This window comes from Paenibacillus sp. FA6 (assembly GCF_051550225.1).
Taxonomy (GTDB): Bacteria; Bacillota; Bacilli; order Paenibacillales; family Paenibacillaceae; genus Paenibacillus_AQ.
The window spans coordinates 2,292,716-2,309,807 of sequence record NZ_CP188820.1; the positions used below are offsets into that span (position 1 = coordinate 2,292,716).

Consider the following 17,092-nt stretch of genomic DNA (forward strand, 5'->3'; position numbering starts at 1 on the left):
CGATAAGAAGAAAGGGATTCTTTCATTAGAAAGGATCCCTTCATTATACCCCTCGCTACAAAAGGAGCTACGCAGCATCCAACTCGTCGAGGGCTTATCTTACACTTCCGACAACAACCACTTATGACCCGGACGTTGATGTTTGACATCATACAAGACTTTATCCGCACTTTTGAGAAGGGTATCTCCATCAAGTCCATTGTCAGGATAAAAACTCACCCCGATACTTAATTGGATCGGAACATGCTCGTCTAGAACGAACATCTTGTTCTCTTCGAGTAGACGTCGAAACTGATCAATCTTCTCTTGAACCTTGTCCATCTCAGCCGAGAATACAGTAGTTAAGAAGAATGCAAACTCATCACCGCCTAGTCTAGCAGCCATGCCATCAAGATGGATCACCTTTCTTATCAAATCGGCAACATGCATCAATGCTTGATCGCCGACGTGATGCCCGTATTTATCGTTGATATTTTTAAAGTAATCAAGATCAAACATCACAATTGCTAATTTATGATGATTGTTGCCCGCATCAAGGATGGCTGCATCCAGCGTCTCATAGAAGTATCTTCGATTCGGTAAGCGAGTAAGTGGGTCGTGATACGCCAAGAACGTGATCTCTCTCTGATCCACCTTCTGTTTCGTAACGTCACGCATAATCAGAATAAGATGAGGTTCATATTCAAACAGAACATAGTCCCCATCAATCAGAACATCCATTCTTCGATCGTCGATACTGATCATCATCTCATAATTACTGATCTCCTCGCGGGCATGGATTCGCCTCTTAATCTCTTCATTTAATATCGTATAACAATTCGTATGATCCATGTGAATGTAATCGAATAGTTGCTTAGCGCTCGGGTTCGCTTCTTTCATGTTCCCGTTCAGGTCAATAAGCATGATTGCCGACGGGTTGAGATTAAATAACTTCTCGTAACGTTTATCGATATGGTTTAAAAAGTCGTATCTCATCATCGTGTGCCTCAGAATAATACACCAAGCGATGCTACCGTATATGTAAGGATATGGGGGTAAATAACCTTTGAAGTCTATCATCCCAACCGTAAGGTTAATGAATCCTGTTATACATATTCCTAACATCAGTCGATTATATATCCCTTTAAGTCCATCTGTACTTGCATTCATTTTCCCTTTGGCAAGGATCATCAAGTATAAGACATTAAAGAAATTACTTCCGATCATAGCCGCATAATAAGCCTTATTGTATACTGGCTGTTTCCAGATCCCCACTTGATGGAATTCGTTCACAGAAATCATTTGCTCATTGAAAAATAGTATGTTGATCAGCACGAAGACTACAGGTAAATAGCAGATGTATGGGAATATATATTGCGGTATCTTATGTTCCAAACGGGTAAGCTTCATAAACAAATGAAGGCCTAGCCCAGGGAACATAATTCCAGCAGTACTGAACCATATAGCGGAGATCATTGGGCTATACTCAATTGGAAGTTGATGTCTTACATATTCCTCAAGGAATAACATCATACAACAGAACATAATAGCGAATACCAATCGATGTTCCGTTCTCTTATGATTGCGCAGAAGGACTTCTGTCATCATAAACATAAAGAATAGGATCGGAATGAAATGTGTAAACAATGGAATAATCTCTGATAATAAAGTCATGTGACCACTTCTCTTTCGGGACGCATAGTATACCTATCTTATCTTATTTCCAGCTTTTTGTATCAATTATTAATAATAAATTTTGATATATTTCGACAAGACCATTCTGGCATGATTAAACATACTAAAGAAGTCACTCAGAGTAGGAGTGACTTCACTTAGATCTGTATTCTCAATGTTATTATCTATATCATTCGTGTCGGAAGACGAGTCCAAGAAGGCTCCATTTCTCCGCCCGCATCAGCTGGCATACTTGGCAGAATCAACCCGCCATCCAATCTCAACACTGTACCCGTCATATAGCTCGCTTCATCGGAGACCAGATAGGAGATCAATCCCGCTACTTCCGATGGGGTACCCAAACGGCCCAACGGAATTTGCTTAGAGAACCCTGAAGAACTTAGCTCCTCCGATGAAAAATTACCACGAATGGCTGTAGCTCCTGGAGCCACAGCGTTCACACGAATTCCATAGGAAGATAACTCTAGTGCCAATGATTCACATGCCCGATTTAACGCTGCCTTCATACCTCCGTAAAGCGGATCTTCGGGATAAGACCGCAACCCCCTTGTCGAAGTAATGAATACTATGCTACCGCGAATCTTCTGCTCAGTCATATGTTTTGCGGAAATTTTGGCACATAACATATAGCTTCGGTAATCAAGTTTATACACGAGGTCGATATCTTCTGCCGTCAATTTACGCAGATTGTTGTGAAAGGTAAGACCAGCACAACAAATCATGACATCCAGTCTACCTAGATCAGCGATCGCTTGTAAGGTAACTGATTCCGGTACTTCATCATTCTCCATGGATGCCTGATAAATAAAACATCGACGCCCCATCTCCATAAGTTCCTTCTGAAGGGTTTGTGCTTCATCTAACTTGGTATTGTAAGTGATCGCGACATCGTAACCGTCTCTCCCTAATCGCTGAGCGATTCCTCGACCTATCCCTCGACTCCCGCCTGTGACAAATGCCGTTTTCTCCATTACATTCAACCACCTTTCACCAATAACTTCCTTAATACGTCACTTTCACCGTTTTGATCTCAAATGGACGGAAGACAAGCTCGGCCTCATCTGTTCCGCTAAGCTCCTCCACTTCTTCCTCTAGCATGTTGGTCAGACACTGTGCCCTCGCGCCATATCCCAGACTCAGCTGCGTCCGTGTATATGTTCCCTCCGCCTCATACAAGCGCAGGATGAACGCCCGTTCCGCATCTTCGCAAGGTTTGACCGTTTCGATAATGATATTGTCTGCATCTATCTGGGCAAGCGGAGTGGAGTCGTATTCACCCGCCACGATTAAAGGCTGACAATTTAACTCGTAGGCAGGTTGAATAACGGATGTTGCACCATAGCCTTCATTGTGGGGATAGAAGGAATAAGTACATTCATGCATCCCCTTGTCTCCTCTAAAGTCGGGACGAAGACCTCCTTTGTGCAGCGTCAAACTCATATCTCCACCTTTAACGGAAATGCCGTACTTACAATCATTGAATAACGCGACGCCGTACCGTGTTTCCGAAAGATCGCTGTATTTGTGATTCATTACCTCAAACATCGCTTTCTCTTCATTCGTATTCCGCGTTGTCGGCCGGCGAAGATAACCAAATTGCACCTCTTGACGGGCGAAATCAGTATGAATCGACGTATCAAAGGTAGTCTTCAGCAAACGGTGATCGTCCTGCCAATTCATCACAGTCTCGAACCTCACCTCGGCACTGTAGGCAAAAAATATCATGTCCTGGCGGATGCTCGACCGTGGAGAAATACGGTACTCACTACGGAGACGGAACTCCACTGGACCATCAGCAACCACTTCACGGGAGAGCAATTGTGCGCTCGGAACCAGCTTTAATTCGATATCGGCATCGATATCCCAGCTATCCCAAGCTGATGGTACATCCTCCGCCATTAAGAAAGTATTGAGGGCATGACCCGCTCCGCGCAGTTCTCGGTCGTTCCTCTTATCTACGAAGGAGGACAGAAAGCCTTGAGTATCAAAAGCCACCCGAGCCAGTGATGTTTCCAGTGTGTCCCCAGTGAAGACAAATGGAGAGTTCCCAGCCGGAACACCTTCCTGTAGCTTCACAGCGATGGAAGAAAAAGCTGGTATGGTCAGCCCGGCAATCGCCAATTTACGATTTCCGTGTAAATCCTCGAACACTTGCTGAGCGTACGCCCCCTCCACCATCTGATCGCCAGCAATCGTCAAATACACTGTATCCTTCCGTTCAAAGGATAGCGTATTAACGACTGACAAGAGATTCTCGTCCGGACGGGTAACGGTCCGTTCACGAAGAAGCTCATCCGCAGTCACCAAGAGTTCCGTCATTTCGGTAATACATTGATCGTGAGCGTTGGGAATGCTCGTTCCTGGTAGAGTATCGTGGAACTGGTTGACTAATAGTGTTTCCATCAAAGGACGTATGCCTTCATCAGAGACAACTCGACCTGCACGAACCGCTTCCTTCACCGTTATGTATTCAAGATCACGAAGCAGGTATTCCGCCTTGCGATTATTGCGTTTAATCGTGTGCTGATTCGTAAGGGTACCTCGATGAAGCTGTAAATACAGCTCGCCTGTGTGGGTGGATGGATTGACGACGCTTTGCTCCAACATCCGCATGAAATCCCCAACAGTAACATGAGCGGATCGGGGCAATCCTTCCAAATCCTGTACCCGTCGTGCCATCTCAATCATCTCAAACTGCGGACCACCACCGCCGTCACCGAATCCGTAGGACAACAATCGCATATTGGTCACCGTCTTCTCACGGATGGCGTCCTGATTGCGCTTCCCGTCCACCACGAATTCCATCAGATTTTCCGCATCCGGCCATATATGCGTCCTGTTAAAATGGGTCAACACCTGCGTACCGTCCAGACCTTTCCAGTAGAAGGTTTCATAAGGGAATGGAGTGGTGTCGTTCCAACCCAGCTTAGTCGTGAGAAAATAGTCCACACCGCATCCTTTCATAATTTGCGGGATGGCAGCACTGTATCCGAAGGTGTCTGGTAGCCAGAATACATTGGATGTATAGTCAAAATGCTCTCGAGTGTATCGTTGTCCCCATAGGAATTGGCGGATCATCGATTCTCCCGAAGTGAGATTACAATCACATTCGACCCATACGGCTCCGTTCGGTTCATATCTCCCTTCCTTTACCTTCTGCTTAATGTCTTCAAACAGCATGGGATAATTTCTGCGGACCATCTCAGTGTGATAGGCCGAGCTTTGAATAAATGTATACTCCGGATAACGTTCCATTAAATTCATCTGATTAGAATAGGTCCGTGCGCATTTCTTGATCGTTTCATCCCGGGTCCACAGCCAAGCAGTGTCCATATGGGAATGTCCAATTAGTCCGGCAAAAGGAGCAGATGATGAATTCGTAGCCTTAAGTTTTTCCTTAAGTAACAAGCTAGCCTGCTGCATTGCAGCATAGAAATCTTCGGTATCGACTGCGTCATACGAATAGTAAAGAAGTTTATGTACCTCTGTCAGTGTGTTAATAACATCTGCACGACGAAAGCTATCATTATTAAGTGAAGATACCAATTGATTCAGTGTTCTTAAGTCAAAGAGAAAATCAGCAACCGACTCGTTCATAAGACAGATATCTACACCCTTATATTCAAAATCGAAGCTCTTCGCACCGTTTTCTTCAAAAGGCATACATCCTTTCACATAATGACCTGCATAATACTCGAGTGCAATCTCAATCGATTGTCCTGCACGTACGTTTTGTTTGAGCATGTCGCAATAATGGTTGCCATGTCCAGTCACGACAATTTTCGTACAAAAGGTTCCAAAAGGCTTACCATCTACCCATAACATCGCTTCATAACCTTCGATCTTGGGTTGAATATATAAGGTTTGCCCTTCGTATTGATCAGGGACGACATAGGTTCCTTTGAACCAACAATAGGTTCCTTCTCCTTGATAATGATCTCCGGGATGACACTCTTGAAAATACGCATCCTCCGGAATCGCATGCAAATCATCACTTGTATGCAACATACCCATTGGGACATCACCAATATTGGTGAATATCAAAGGTTCTAGCGTTGTTTCAAACCGTTTTAACTTGGAGAGCATGCGGTCAATCTGCTTATTGTTTAGCATAGTATTGTACCTCCTTGAGGAAAAGAATCAAGTCACGGCTAGGGGTTACCCCTTCACCGCACCCGATGTCAATCCCTGAATATAAGATTTCTGTAGGAACATGAAGACAACGATAACGGGAACTACTGAATAGATTGAACCGGTCATCAGAACATTCCATTGCTTGAAAGCAGATTGGTCCAAATACATTACCGCCATTGGCAATGTATACAGATTACGGTCACGCAAGATGATCATAGGCCATTGGATTCCATTCCATGTGCCAATAAAGTTCATGACAGCGATCGTACCAATAATAGGAAGCGCCAAAGGCATATAGATTTTAGAATATGTGCGGAATGTGCTGCAACCGTCAAGCTTGGCTGCCTCAAACATCTCCTTAGATAGCGACAGAAAGTAATTCCGGAATAAAAAGACAGCAAACGGTCCGGCCCCATTTATCATGGGTAGTATGAGTCCAATAAACGTGTTGCTTAAGCCCAAATTGACCATGTTAATATACAAAGGAATTTGTACTGTCATCCCTGGCACCAGAATTAAGGCGATGAAACCTGCAAAAACTATCTTTTTACCTTTGAAATCGATCCGTGCCAGTGCGAAACCCATCATAGAATAGATAATGACAACAAATATCACGACAGTCACGCTGATCGTCATACTGTTAACAAAATACTTGGCGAAATTCAGCTTGTTCCAAACTTCCGCGTAAGTTTCAAAATGCCAACCTTCTTTAGGAAAAGGTGATGACGGATTACGTAAAGCCTCAGCAGGCGACTTAAGCGAAGTTCCGATCATCCACAGGAAAGGGTATAAGCACGCTACTGCGTAAAGCAATAGCAATATATATTTAATAATAGAGGCAGCAGAAGCTTTATAATTATGAGTTGTCATGTTCTCCCCTCCTATTCCGTATCCGATTTAAAAGCTCTCATACTGATGATGGACAGGATAAGTGTAATCACGAAAACTGACCAACCCATAGCACTTGCCATCCCGTACCGTCCGTCTTTGAAAGCGGTCTTGTAGATCAAGGTACCAACCACATCGGTCGCCCCACCTGGACCACCGCCGGTGAGTACCCAAATGTTCTCGAACATCTGAAAGGCTCCGTTCAGCTGCTGAATGAGCACGATGATGGTCATTGGCTTCAAGAGCGGCCAGGTGATCTTCATCAACATTTGAAACTTGCTAGCACCGTCAATTTCGGCGGATTCGTAGAAGGAATTATCAATATTGGCAAGTCCTGCGTAATAGAGGATCATGGTCCCGGGAATACCACCCCAAATAACCGTTATGATAACCCCAATGATCGCCGTTCGCGGATCGCCCAGCATACCGTTCTTAATCACCAGTATGTCGAGTCCCATACTAGATAATACTGAGTTGATCGTGCCAGCCGCCCCGAACAAGCCGCGCCAGACATAATATACCCCAACTCCGGATGCTACCATGGGAATGAAATAGATCGTGCGGAACGCGGCAGACCGCTTAATGTTGGTGACGACATAGGCAATCAACATCGATACCGGAATAATTATCATTATAGAGAATAAGCCGATCTTGAAGTTGTTAAAGAGACCCGAGTAGAAAATCCCTGTGTTTACAGGGCTACCATTGAAGAGAAAGTACTTGAAATTGTCAAACCACACGAATCTTGCGGTTTCAGCGAAATTAACTCCAGACCAGTTGAAGAAACTCAAGAATATAGAAAAGCCAACACTATATAACCCAACGGTCAGGAAAAGAATAAGCGCTGGCATACAAAAGAGATATCCGGTCACCGTTTCTCGCCACATACGCTTTTTTGACATAGCAATTTTGCACCTCACAAACCTTTGAGATTTTGTGTATCTGTCATGCAAGAGCAAGATAAAGGAGAAGTGCAAAGTAGGTTGAGTGCGATCTACTTTGCACTTCTTGTTACACTATTTCCTTAGTTGCCCGAAGCTGCTTCGCTCGCTGCATTCTTATCAAAATTGGCAGCTACCTTCTCTGCTGTCAACTCTCCAGTTATAATCTTTTGCATATCCTTGTAAAGTTCAGTCCATTCAGCCTTTCTACCAATACTGTCCGGCCAATTATCTACTTGTGTCACTACAGATGGCTCATCACTAAGCGCTTTGTACATCGTCTGTAGCGTAGGGGAAAGATTACTTTCCTCGTCGCCAAGGTTGACGGCTGGAAGGATGTAACCTCCGTTAGCCAACAACGCTGCGCCTTCAGGATCAGCTGTTAAATACTGTAGAAATTCCCAGGCAGCATCCTTATTCTTCGATGTCTTTGACATAGCAAGAGCAGTCAAAGTAAAGGGATTTAGTTCTAGAGGCTGTGATACCTTAGAGCCTTCCATCGAAGGAACAACAAAGGAACTGACTGTGGAAACATCCATACCCATAGCGCTCAGATTACCGTAAGTAAAGGTACCCCCAAGCAAGTAAGCTGCTTCTCCAGCTGCAAAGGACTGATCCGCTTCGTCGATATTTTTCGTAATAGCACCATCCAAGATCGAACCTGTGTTAACTAGATCTTCAAACGCCTTCAAAGGCTTGATATTGTTCGGATCGCTCATCTTTTCTGTACGGTTGACCAATCCTGCGGATTTATCCACACCTAGGTAAGTGGCTTCCATCCCTCTGCCCATCCAGTTATAGTAGACATCCTGAAGTCCTGCGGCAAATACGAATCCCGCTCTATCAGTGCCCTCTTTAACTTTCTTGGAGTATTCGATGAATTCTTCAAAACTCTGAGGAGCTTTATTGTCCAAACCAACTTTCTCAAGAATATCGTTGTTCGCGTAGATCGTGAAGAATCCGCCTACATCCAGTGGAATCTGATAAAGGTCGCCCACCTTCAATGACTTGACTACATCACTTTGCTGAGAATCCTTATCCCAATTATTAACATCGCTTTGGCGAACAAGGGATTCATTGAAGGCGCTTGCAAGAAATTTACCTTTAAATTCATCTGTTGCTTTGTCATTCATATTCTCTAGTGCATTTTCGAAACCGAGTCCGCGTGATGCCCACCAATGAATAATATCCGGTAAATCTCCAGAGTTTGCAGCAGCTATCACCTTTTGACGGTACGTATCATCAGGTGTGAACGCTTCAATCTTCACTTTTATACCTGTCTTTTCTTCATATTTTTTTGCTGCCGCCTCAAAACCGGGAACCATAGCGATTTTCCAGGTCCACATTGTCAATTCCTTGCTCCCTTTGCTACTTCCCTCACCCGAGGACTCGTTTTGCTTGGAACAACCTGCAAAGACCATTGTCACCATTAGACATACCATAAGAACCGAAATTACCCTTTTCTTCATCATAAACCTCCCACTTTATTACTTTAATATTCAAACGCCGTAGTACACAGATGAGTTTGGTATATTAAATGTATGCGTTTGATATATCATATTATTACATCGCATAATTTAATTTGTCAATACCATTTTTTCAAGTATAAAAACTCACTTTTATTGAATTAATTTATCTGAATTGACTTTATTAACGAGTTTGATATACTAATGTTAAGATAAAAAAGAAGTCAAGGAGCAAATATGCAGAATACTCAGCCTAAATTGTTATATCAAACAATTATCGACGATATCCTTTCTCTTATTAAACTAGATCAGTTCGATTACGAAAAGCCGATTTGTACGGAAAGAAGTCTTTCAGAACAATACGGAGTTAGCCGTATCACCTCCAAACGGGCAATCGAGGAGTTGGAAAAAGCGGGCATTCTTTATCGTAAGCGCGGTGTAGGTAGTTTCGTGCGTAACAATCTCGATGCTAAGGATCATCCAACCACTAGTTTGCAGGTGCCTGCATTATCGGCATCGGCGGGAAGAATCATCCCACTGGTTCTTCCCTTTTCCACTACTCAAGGGGGCATCATGCGTACGATTGAAACCGTGACTAAACGTCTATCCGAGCAAGGCTATCATCTAACTATTCACATATGTGAACCACACTATGACTCTGAGCAGGAGCGCAAATTGCTACTCCGCCTCTTCTCGCAAAATGTGGATGGCCTAATTCTGTATCCATCTGGGAAAGAATTGCATTTGGACATCCTCAAGATGTTTACAGAGAACGGCAAACGTGTCATCATCCTGGATAAACCGCATGACATCAACTACTTAAGCAACGTGGTCTGCGACAATTTTAACGGAGGCTACATGCTCACCCGCCACCTTGTGGACTACGGGCACCGCAACATCGCTTATCTTTCCAGGTTTTCTTCCAACGACTTGACAAGCATCCGAGAACGCTATAAGGGATTCATAAAGTGCATGGAGGATAATGGGTATGAGGTTAATCCCAACCATGTGAAGATGGATCTCAGTTCGGATTATCCTATGCTCAAGCACATCATCAATAACCTTCACAAAGATGGCGTCACAGCCATCGAATGCGAAAACGACGAAGTGGCCTTCAATGTGTACATGTGCTGCCGTAGCCTTTCCATCTTGGTTCCCCAGCAGATGAACATCACAGGATTTGACAACATAGAGTGGGCCGTCACCGGCAGCGCACAAATTACGACCGTGGACCAGAATTTTGCCACCATCGGCGAGACGATTGCGGAGATATTTTTGACTGAAGAGGATAAACCCTCATCTCAAACCATCACCGTTGATCTCATTCCCAGGACTTCAACCAGTCCAGCGTCATGAACTAAATAGGAGGAGTTGTTTCTAAATGTCACAAATTAAAATTCGAGACATTCGGGTCATTAATACCAACCCGAGTGGATCCAACCTCACCGTCGTCAAGGTGGAAACCACCGAGGCGGGCTTGTTCGGCCTAGGCTGTGCAACTTTCACTTATCGCTATAAAGCAGTCACACTAGTGGTAGAAGAATACCTCAAGCCTCTCTTGGTCGGCCGTGCGGTAGCTGACATCGAAGATCTTTGGCACCTGATGAACGGTAACGCTTACTGGCGCAACGGGCCCATCAGCAACAATGCTATCTCTGGTATCGATATGGCGCTCTGGGACATTAAAGGCAAAATGGCCAATATGCCAGTGTACGACCTGCTTGGCGGCAAATCACGTCAAGGCGTGGCGGTGTACCGCCATGCAGACGGAGCCAACCTTGATCAGGTACTGGAAAACGTACATCGTTTCAGGGAACAAGGAGTCCGCCATATCCGCATCCAAATGGGCGGGTATGGAGGCAAAGCGTCGGGACTCAATACCCCTCCCCAATCGGCGGATGGCATCTACTATTGCCCCGACCAATACGTACAGAATACTTTGAAGCTATTCGAGCATGTACGAGCGAAGATCGGCTACGATGTAGAGCTTTTGCATGACTCCCATGAGCGTCTTACTCCTATCGAAGCGGTACGACTGGCTAAGTCACTAGAGCCCTTCCGCCCCTTCTTCCTCGAGGATTTGCTTTCACCGGAGCAGGACCACTGGTATGAGACACTACGTCAGCAATGTTCCACACCGATAGCTATCGGCGAACTGTTCAACAATCCGCAAGAATGGACTCATTTAATCGCGAATCGACTCATCGATTTTATTCGTGTACACATCAGCCAGATCGGGGGGTTGACTCCTGCGCGAAAGCTAGCTATTTTCTGCGAGCAATTTGGGGTGAATACAGCTTGGCACGGCCCCGGAGATGTTTCGCCGATCGGTCACGCAGCCAATATCCACCTCGATCTGAACGCTCACAATTTCGGAATTCAAGAATGGTGCGGGCTAGATGAGCGACTGCAGGAAGTATTCCCAGGATGCCCCGAACTTCGTGATGGCTACGTTTATGCTAACGAGAAACCCGGTTTCGGCATTGATCTCGATGAAAAGCTAGCCGCACTCTACCCTTGCGATGATTCCGTTACACTTTGGACTCAGACTAGGCTTCCCGACGGCACTTATAATAATCCCTGATTTTGGAGGTAGATCTAATGACTCGTAAAACTGCACTAATCGTTGGCGATACAACCCCTCTTAACAGGGCGATTGCCCTCGCTCTCGCCACTCTTGACTACAACATTGCAATCGCTTACAGGACTGATAAAGAGCAGGCTACTTCACTTCTGCTAGATGTAGAGCATACTGGCGTTCGTTGCTATACCTACCCTGAATCGTTGGAGGACTCCTCTGCTGCGGAGAGGGCAACCGCACGGGCATTTGCGGATACAGGACGCCTAGATTTGCTCGTCTGGAATGCCGGAATAGCATGCGCCAACCGCTTAGTCGATACCGAAGCGGCGCAAATGGATCTGGTTTACCGTCTAAATTACCGGAGCGGTGTCCTCTTTGCTAAAGCGGCTGCAAACCAGATGATCGAAACCGGAATACCTGGGAGCATCCTGTTTCTCACTTCAATTCACGGACTACGAGCCTATGAGACCAATGGATTGTATGGTTCGTTTGCAGCGGCCTTGCACCGTTCGGCAGAATCGCTCGCAATGCAACTCGCACCACACGGCATTCGGTTCAATTGCATTGCGCCCGGAATTGTTGCCTCCTCTCCCCATAATCATCCGGAATTGGGTAGCCGTATCCCTCTAGGAATGGGAACTCCTGAGGATATTGCGAATACGGTGGTTTATCTGGCCTCGGACAAGGCGAGCTACATCACCGGGACAACCCTACGGGTGGACGGAGGCCTAACGCTACCGGGCATGCCCGAGTATGGCATAGGGAACGGTTGGTCCACTCCCCATGCCGCCCCTGGTATCGAATAAACCTTAAATAAAGCCCAAAATAAGTATGCCCTCCCTTGATCCAAGATGGATAAAGGGAGGGCATTTACATGAATTCCATTAGTTCCTCGATTTTGTACAAGGCACGTTGGGGCATCGAAGTGTTCTTTAGATGGATGAAGCAAAACTTAAATGTCCTTGTTCTTTTTGGTACGACAAAGAATGCCATATTTAATCAGTTGTTCGCAGCACTCAAGACATATGTGCTTTTAAAGTAGTTATATGATCATTCAAAACCATACGTAATCGCTTGTAAATCAATACCTCTTATTCGATTTAAGGAACAAATCGAATAAGATCAATTACAAGTTGAATGGATTATTTTTCCGTATCGCTAAATAAATACCATTGGTTTTCGATAGCATCAAAAATTAAAACTTCTGGGTATCCCTCTAGGGCTTCATCCGATTCTACCGTATATTCGTGATGATGGAATTCAAAGTATCAAAACTGTTATTTCATCTTTACGGAATCGTAACCCAATCACTTTCTGATTCTTCTATCATTTAGGATGATTCTGAGGCACGTGTTTATTAAAGAAGTCATGTGGTTAATACATGTTATTAGGGAGAGGATACATCATGAATATAAAACAACCGACAAAAAAAGCAGTGATCACTTTCGCAATGGCAGGCGTTGTCGGCCTGAGCACATTGGGAGTCAATCAAATCGTTTTCCCGATCCATCAGGCTGACGCTGCAGCAACAGCTAGCACTAGTAATTATGCTTCTGAACAGGCTCTCAAAACATTGAACAGCTTTTATAAGCCCGCTTTGAAGGGCCAATTTCCTGGAGCGTTGAGCGGCCTCACCATTGGACAAAGCACTAAACAGAACGTATACAACAAAATCGGAAATCCTGAATCACCTGGCAAAGACTCCGAGGCCTTTGACCTATACAGCGCCAATATGGGGAACCCCGGCTATGCCATCTCTTATAAACTAAATAAGATCCACGAGATTCGTTACTTTGGTACAAATGTCGAACGCCAAACCAATATCGGTGGGATCACGATAAAGATGGTAAATCAGAACTGGTATGCACCAAATTCTCGTGAGACGTTTAAGAACGGTAGAACAACACAAACCAAGCTCACATATATTCGAGGAGATTACAAGATGGAGTTCATTTTTAACAGCAATACGGAACTGGACCACATAAATCTTATGAAGAAATAATCATAGCAGAAATATAGCTCCCGTGATTCGTCGCAGGAGCTGTATTTCTATGCACGCTGCGAGATCGCGCATTTAATACCCAATTCATATGTACAGAATAAATCAGATCATTCGCGATAAGCTCACTTCTAGAACATAGGAAAGCTTCCGATAGCCTCATACATCGGTGAAGCATTCATATGGGTTCTCATGAGTGTAAAACGGTCAGCTTCCCACTCTATTCCTGCCGGAGCAGACTGAAGGATTTCGGAACAAAATTCATTTTCTCCTACATATCTTTGGGCAAGTGTAATATGTGCGGCATAAGGGCGAGTTTCAGGTACATATCCCAGAGCTCGCGTCGCTTGAATGACTGATTCATGAAATCTATTTAAGCCCAGTAGGTCTCCAGACATACCCGCCCAGAGAACACGAGGCGCTTTAGGCACACCAAAGAAACCAGCTCCTTTTAACATTAGCGAGATAGGCTCTACTTTGATACTTCTTAGAGTCGTTTGTAATACATCCATATTCTCTATTGTAGTCTCACCTAGAAATTGTATGGTGATATGGTAATCTTGCGGATGCGTCCATTTCCGAAAGGCTAACCTCTCTCTATTCGCTTGTACCCAACGCTCCAACTCCATAGTTACTCGCACTGGTATAGGTATAGCTACGAATAACCGCATCGATTGACTATTACGTTTCATCCTTTATCCCTCACACTTTCCTCAATGTTATCTGAGCGTACATGATAAAAGGGTACCTCCCCAAAGCAAAGCTAAGCGGGGTACCTTTAATACAACACCCCTTGAACTAAAGGCGTAAGCGCATGGGACTGGTCTATATAGATAAATGCATCGTAACGCCTAGGCAGTATGGAAGGGACATAGTTCCCACGCTCATAGTTTGGATGATAGACCACGCCGATAGCTCGGTGTCCAATCGGTTCGAGTAGCGCCTTGTTCCCTTTGTTGAAAAGAATGATTTTGTCGTACGCGCCAGCTTGGTGTAACAGATCTTCCCAGCTTCCGGGCATTCCTTCAGGTACCGTCATGATTTTGACTTCTCCGCCCCATTCATCGGCTGCGATGACTGTACCTCGATGTGAACCAAATCCTACCGCATATACATTTTCCTCACCATATTTCTCCCTTACAAGTTGACCCACGTTTACCATTCCGTCAGCTTGCATATCCGTTGCTCTCGCGTCCCCAATATGTGAATTGTGCTCCCATATAATTGCTTTAGCATGAGGACCATGAAATTGCTTAATTCGAATCAACGCTTCGACCATATGCCCATCGCGGATATTCCAAGAATCCGGCCCCCCGCGAACCATTGATCGGTAATAACGCTCGGCATTCACCGCAACCAAGGCATTCAGCTCATCGCTTAGGGCTGACTCTTCTTGCCGCGCGCTTAATTTCCTCTTGTCCTGAAGAGCAACCAACAATTTAATAACTTCCGCCTCACAGCTATCTGATAAGAAATTGGCCGAAACTCCGTAAGCTTGGGGGTCGCGCGCATGAGGATCGAAACATTCAAATGCCTTCTTTGCTGTTGCGAGTTCAGGAGAACCAATTTCTTTCAGGTGTATAAGGATATCCTCAATAGATTCCCATAAACTATATACGTCAATCCCATAAAATCCAATGCGATCTTCGTTATCCTCATTTCTGTTATGCTCATGCAACCATTTCACTAGATCCATCACTTCATCATTTGCCCACATCCACGTAGGCCAGCGGTTAAAGTCCCTAAAAGCATCACGAACATTTCCGGGTCCATCAGGATCGTGCTTTATATATCTGTTCAAAGTATAGCAAGATGGCCAATCGCCCTCCACCGCAATGAAGGAGAATCCCTTCTCCGTTATTAGACGTTTAGTAATTTCTGACCTTTGAGTATAGAACTCCGAAGTCCCGTGAGAGGCTTCTCCTAGCATGACAATTTCAGCCTCACCAACGGCCTGCACAATCACATCGAGATCGTCCATCGTCTCTAGATTCAGAGAATTGCTTCGGATTTCAGATAGAATACTTTTATCGTGCATTCGCATTCATACTCCCTTTTATGTCGAATCAATATGTATCTATCCTTTCCCCGACAATGAACTGCTATTCAAAATTTGGCATCAGACAATTCACTAGAACAGACCTTCCATTTACCCTTTTTTCACATAGAGATTAACGTCCTTCACGACTTCAATCGTCAGACTTTGAACAACGATATATATATTGAGACTACAATATATACAACGGCAGACTTGGACGAGAAAATATAGTCCAAGTCTGCCGTTGCTTTATTGATATTTCTACACTATGCAACCGTATTACTGATAATTTTGGAGAAACCGCTCTTAAAGGCGTTTTCAATTAACTGATTAATGGATTGTCTTGCCGTATCGCTAAATAAATACCATTGGTTTTCAGTAGCATCATAAATTAAAACTTCTGGGTATCCCTCTAAGTCTTCATCTGAAAAAGCTTTAATTAAAGTATAAATAAAATACATCCACGAATAATTTGCAGAGCTTCGACTTTACTGCCTTTGTTGCCTACAAAAACATTATAAATTGTTTCATTATATGCGTTTCCGCTAAATTGCTGTACTACGCCGCCCATAGTCATATGATATTCCTGTTGCAATACTTTTACTTTCACACCATCTATGACCAATGCCTCGCAATCAACAGTAACTGTGGAATTGCTGTAATTGAGCTTACAGCCAAATGTTTCTGAAAGGAAGCGAAGTGGAACCATGGTGCGGCTATTCCTAATCTCGGGTTCCACCTCGGATGGAATAACAACACCGTCAACCTTGATTTGAATGTTAGTTACAGCTGCATAAGTAAGGGAAATATTCCAATATATTTACTTTTTAACTTCATAATGTAGTTCAACAAATTGATTGAAATGCCTTGTACCTCTTAAAGAAAGTTCTAATTGATAATTCCCCTCTTTAAATAACGGAATTCCTTGCCCAATTAAAGACGGGGCAACTGTTAGTATAAGTTCATCAATTAGTTTTTCGTTTAAAAAGGAATGTAACAACTCCCCTCCACCAACAATCCAAATGTTTTTCCCCTCTTCTTTTTTTAATTTATTGGTGAACCTAACTATATCCTCATTAACAAATTTTACATCTTTAGTGTCCTCTGCTGGAGATCTCGTAAAAACGTAACATTCTTTATTTTTATATGGGAATTCCCCTGGTTCGTGTTTCATTATCCAATCATAAGTCTTTTTACCAATTAAAATTGTGTCCACGGTTTCATAAAACTCTGAATAACCATTATCCCCCTCCCCCTCAACGTTAAATAACCAATCTAAAGACTCATCTTGTGTGGCTATGTACCCATCTAAACTCGTAGCAATATACAAAACCAATTTCCGTTGATTACTCATAGTTTCCCCCTATTATA

The 17,092-nt window shown here is 44.1% G+C and carries 15 protein-coding genes and 1 pseudogene; 5 read left to right on the forward strand and 11 right to left on the reverse strand.

The window, feature by feature from the left end; genetic code table 11:
• Window positions 1–99 precede the first annotated feature (99 nt).
• The 6 genes from ACP8HI_RS10710 to ACP8HI_RS10735 all read right to left on the reverse strand — a co-directional run bounded on the left by ACP8HI_RS10710 (window position 100) and on the right by ACP8HI_RS10735 (window position 9,109).
• The gene (locus tag ACP8HI_RS10710; protein WP_438351066.1) at window positions 100–1,653 is read right to left on the reverse strand and encodes a sensor domain-containing diguanylate cyclase; all 1,554 of its coding nucleotides are present in this window, start codon (window positions 1,651–1,653) and stop codon (window positions 100–102) included.
• Window positions 1,654–1,838: 185 nt separating this feature from the next.
• Window positions 1,839–2,645 (reverse strand): SDR family NAD(P)-dependent oxidoreductase, encoded by an 807-nt coding sequence (locus ACP8HI_RS10715; RefSeq protein WP_438351067.1) that lies wholly within the window; start codon window positions 2,643–2,645, stop codon window positions 1,839–1,841.
• 31 nt (window positions 2,646–2,676) lie between these two features.
• Complete coding sequence (locus tag ACP8HI_RS10720) at window positions 2,677–5,787, reverse strand: alpha-mannosidase (RefSeq protein WP_438351068.1); 3,111 nt, start codon at window positions 5,785–5,787, stop codon at window positions 2,677–2,679.
• A 45-nt stretch (window positions 5,788–5,832) separates the two neighbouring features.
• Window positions 5,833–6,678: a carbohydrate ABC transporter permease gene (locus ACP8HI_RS10725; RefSeq protein ID WP_438351069.1), complete on the reverse strand. Its 846-nt coding sequence runs from the start codon at window positions 6,676–6,678 to the stop codon at window positions 5,833–5,835.
• 11 nt (window positions 6,679–6,689) lie between these two features.
• Window positions 6,690–7,547 (reverse strand): carbohydrate ABC transporter permease, encoded by an 858-nt coding sequence (locus ACP8HI_RS10730; RefSeq protein WP_438351070.1) that lies wholly within the window; start codon window positions 7,545–7,547, stop codon window positions 6,690–6,692.
• Between the two features lie 173 nt (window positions 7,548–7,720).
• The gene (locus ACP8HI_RS10735) at window positions 7,721–9,109 is read right to left on the reverse strand and encodes an ABC transporter substrate-binding protein (RefSeq protein ID WP_438351071.1); all 1,389 of its coding nucleotides are present in this window, start codon (window positions 9,107–9,109) and stop codon (window positions 7,721–7,723) included.
• 231 nt (window positions 9,110–9,340) lie between these two features.
• On the opposite strand from ACP8HI_RS10735, the gene ACP8HI_RS10740 reads away from it, so the two are divergent.
• From ACP8HI_RS10740 to ACP8HI_RS10760, 5 genes and pseudogenes are all read left to right on the forward strand, one after another.
• The gene (locus ACP8HI_RS10740; protein WP_438351072.1) at window positions 9,341–10,459 is read left to right on the forward strand and encodes a substrate-binding domain-containing protein; all 1,119 of its coding nucleotides are present in this window, start codon (window positions 9,341–9,343) and stop codon (window positions 10,457–10,459) included.
• Window positions 10,460–10,484: 25 nt separating this feature from the next.
• A complete protein-coding gene (locus tag ACP8HI_RS10745; RefSeq protein WP_438351073.1) occupies window positions 10,485–11,687 on the forward strand; it encodes an enolase C-terminal domain-like protein in 1,203 nt (400 codons plus the stop codon).
• Window positions 11,688–11,704: 17 nt separating this feature from the next.
• A complete protein-coding gene (locus tag ACP8HI_RS10750; RefSeq protein WP_438351074.1) occupies window positions 11,705–12,490 on the forward strand; it encodes an SDR family NAD(P)-dependent oxidoreductase in 786 nt (261 codons plus the stop codon).
• A gap of 92 nt (window positions 12,491–12,582) precedes the next feature.
• Window positions 12,583–12,723, forward strand: a pseudogene (locus ACP8HI_RS10755) (transposase); the annotation flags it as partial.
• Between the two features lie 366 nt (window positions 12,724–13,089).
• Window positions 13,090–13,686, forward strand: coding sequence for a YjgB family protein (locus ACP8HI_RS10760; RefSeq protein WP_438351075.1), 597 nt, complete (start codon window positions 13,090–13,092; stop codon window positions 13,684–13,686).
• A gap of 128 nt (window positions 13,687–13,814) precedes the next feature.
• Here the strand turns inward: ACP8HI_RS10760 and thpR are convergent, their stop codons facing one another.
• The 5 genes from thpR to ACP8HI_RS10785 all read right to left on the reverse strand — a co-directional run bounded on the left by thpR (window position 13,815) and on the right by ACP8HI_RS10785 (window position 17,075).
• Window positions 13,815–14,375 carry an RNA 2',3'-cyclic phosphodiesterase gene (gene thpR, locus ACP8HI_RS10765; protein ID WP_438351076.1) on the reverse strand — a complete coding sequence of 187 codons (561 nt, stop codon included), beginning with the start codon at window positions 14,373–14,375 and terminating at the stop codon, window positions 13,815–13,817.
• Window positions 14,376–14,461: 86 nt separating this feature from the next.
• A complete protein-coding gene (locus tag ACP8HI_RS10770; protein WP_438351077.1) occupies window positions 14,462–15,721 on the reverse strand; it encodes an erythromycin esterase family protein in 1,260 nt (419 codons plus the stop codon).
• Between the two features lie 266 nt (window positions 15,722–15,987).
• Complete coding sequence (locus ACP8HI_RS10775) at window positions 15,988–16,182, reverse strand: hypothetical protein (RefSeq protein WP_438352012.1); 195 nt, start codon at window positions 16,180–16,182, stop codon at window positions 15,988–15,990.
• Window positions 16,161–16,460, reverse strand: a complete 300-nt coding sequence (locus tag ACP8HI_RS10780) for a stalk domain-containing protein (protein WP_438351078.1) — start codon at window positions 16,458–16,460, stop codon at window positions 16,161–16,163. The genes ACP8HI_RS10775 and ACP8HI_RS10780 overlap by 22 nt, the downstream gene beginning before the upstream one ends.
• An 81-nt stretch (window positions 16,461–16,541) precedes the next feature.
• Window positions 16,542–17,075: a dihydrofolate reductase family protein gene (locus ACP8HI_RS10785; protein ID WP_438351079.1), complete on the reverse strand. Its 534-nt coding sequence runs from the start codon at window positions 17,073–17,075 to the stop codon at window positions 16,542–16,544.
• Window positions 17,076–17,092 lie beyond the last annotated feature (17 nt).

Bases quoted from the DNA above. Each gene is read 5' to 3' on its own strand.
- ACP8HI_RS10720 (WP_438351068.1), bottom strand. From the start codon at position 5,787: ATGCTAAACAATAAGCAGATTGACCGCATGCTCTCCAAGTTAAAACGG.
- ACP8HI_RS10785 (WP_438351079.1), bottom strand. From the start codon at position 17,075: ATGAGTAATCAACGGAAATTGGTTTTGTATATTGCTACGAGTTTAGAT.
- ACP8HI_RS10730 (WP_438351070.1), bottom strand. From the start codon at position 7,547: ATGCCAGCGCTTATTCTTTTCCTGACCGTTGGGTTATATAGTGTTGGC.
- ACP8HI_RS10725 (WP_438351069.1), bottom strand. From the start codon at position 6,678: ATGACAACTCATAATTATAAAGCTTCTGCTGCCTCTATTATTAAATAT.
- ACP8HI_RS10715 (WP_438351067.1), bottom strand. From the start codon at position 2,645: ATGGAGAAAACGGCATTTGTCACAGGCGGGAGTCGAGGGATAGGTCGA.
- ACP8HI_RS10770 (WP_438351077.1), bottom strand. From the start codon at position 15,721: ATGCACGATAAAAGTATTCTATCTGAAATCCGAAGCAATTCTCTGAAT.
- ACP8HI_RS10740 (WP_438351072.1), top strand. From the start codon at position 9,341: ATGCAGAATACTCAGCCTAAATTGTTATATCAAACAATTATCGACGAT.
- ACP8HI_RS10735 (WP_438351071.1), bottom strand. From the start codon at position 9,109: ATGATGAAGAAAAGGGTAATTTCGGTTCTTATGGTATGTCTAATGGTG.
- ACP8HI_RS10745 (WP_438351073.1), top strand. From the start codon at position 10,485: ATGTCACAAATTAAAATTCGAGACATTCGGGTCATTAATACCAACCCG.
- ACP8HI_RS10710 (WP_438351066.1), bottom strand. From the start codon at position 1,653: ATGACTTTATTATCAGAGATTATTCCATTGTTTACACATTTCATTCCG.
- ACP8HI_RS10750 (WP_438351074.1), top strand. From the start codon at position 11,705: ATGACTCGTAAAACTGCACTAATCGTTGGCGATACAACCCCTCTTAAC.
- thpR (WP_438351076.1), bottom strand. From the start codon at position 14,375: ATGAAACGTAATAGTCAATCGATGCGGTTATTCGTAGCTATACCTATA.
- ACP8HI_RS10775 (WP_438352012.1), bottom strand. From the start codon at position 16,182: ATGTATTTTATTTATACTTTAATTAAAGCTTTTTCAGATGAAGACTTA.
- ACP8HI_RS10760 (WP_438351075.1), top strand. From the start codon at position 13,090: ATGAATATAAAACAACCGACAAAAAAAGCAGTGATCACTTTCGCAATG.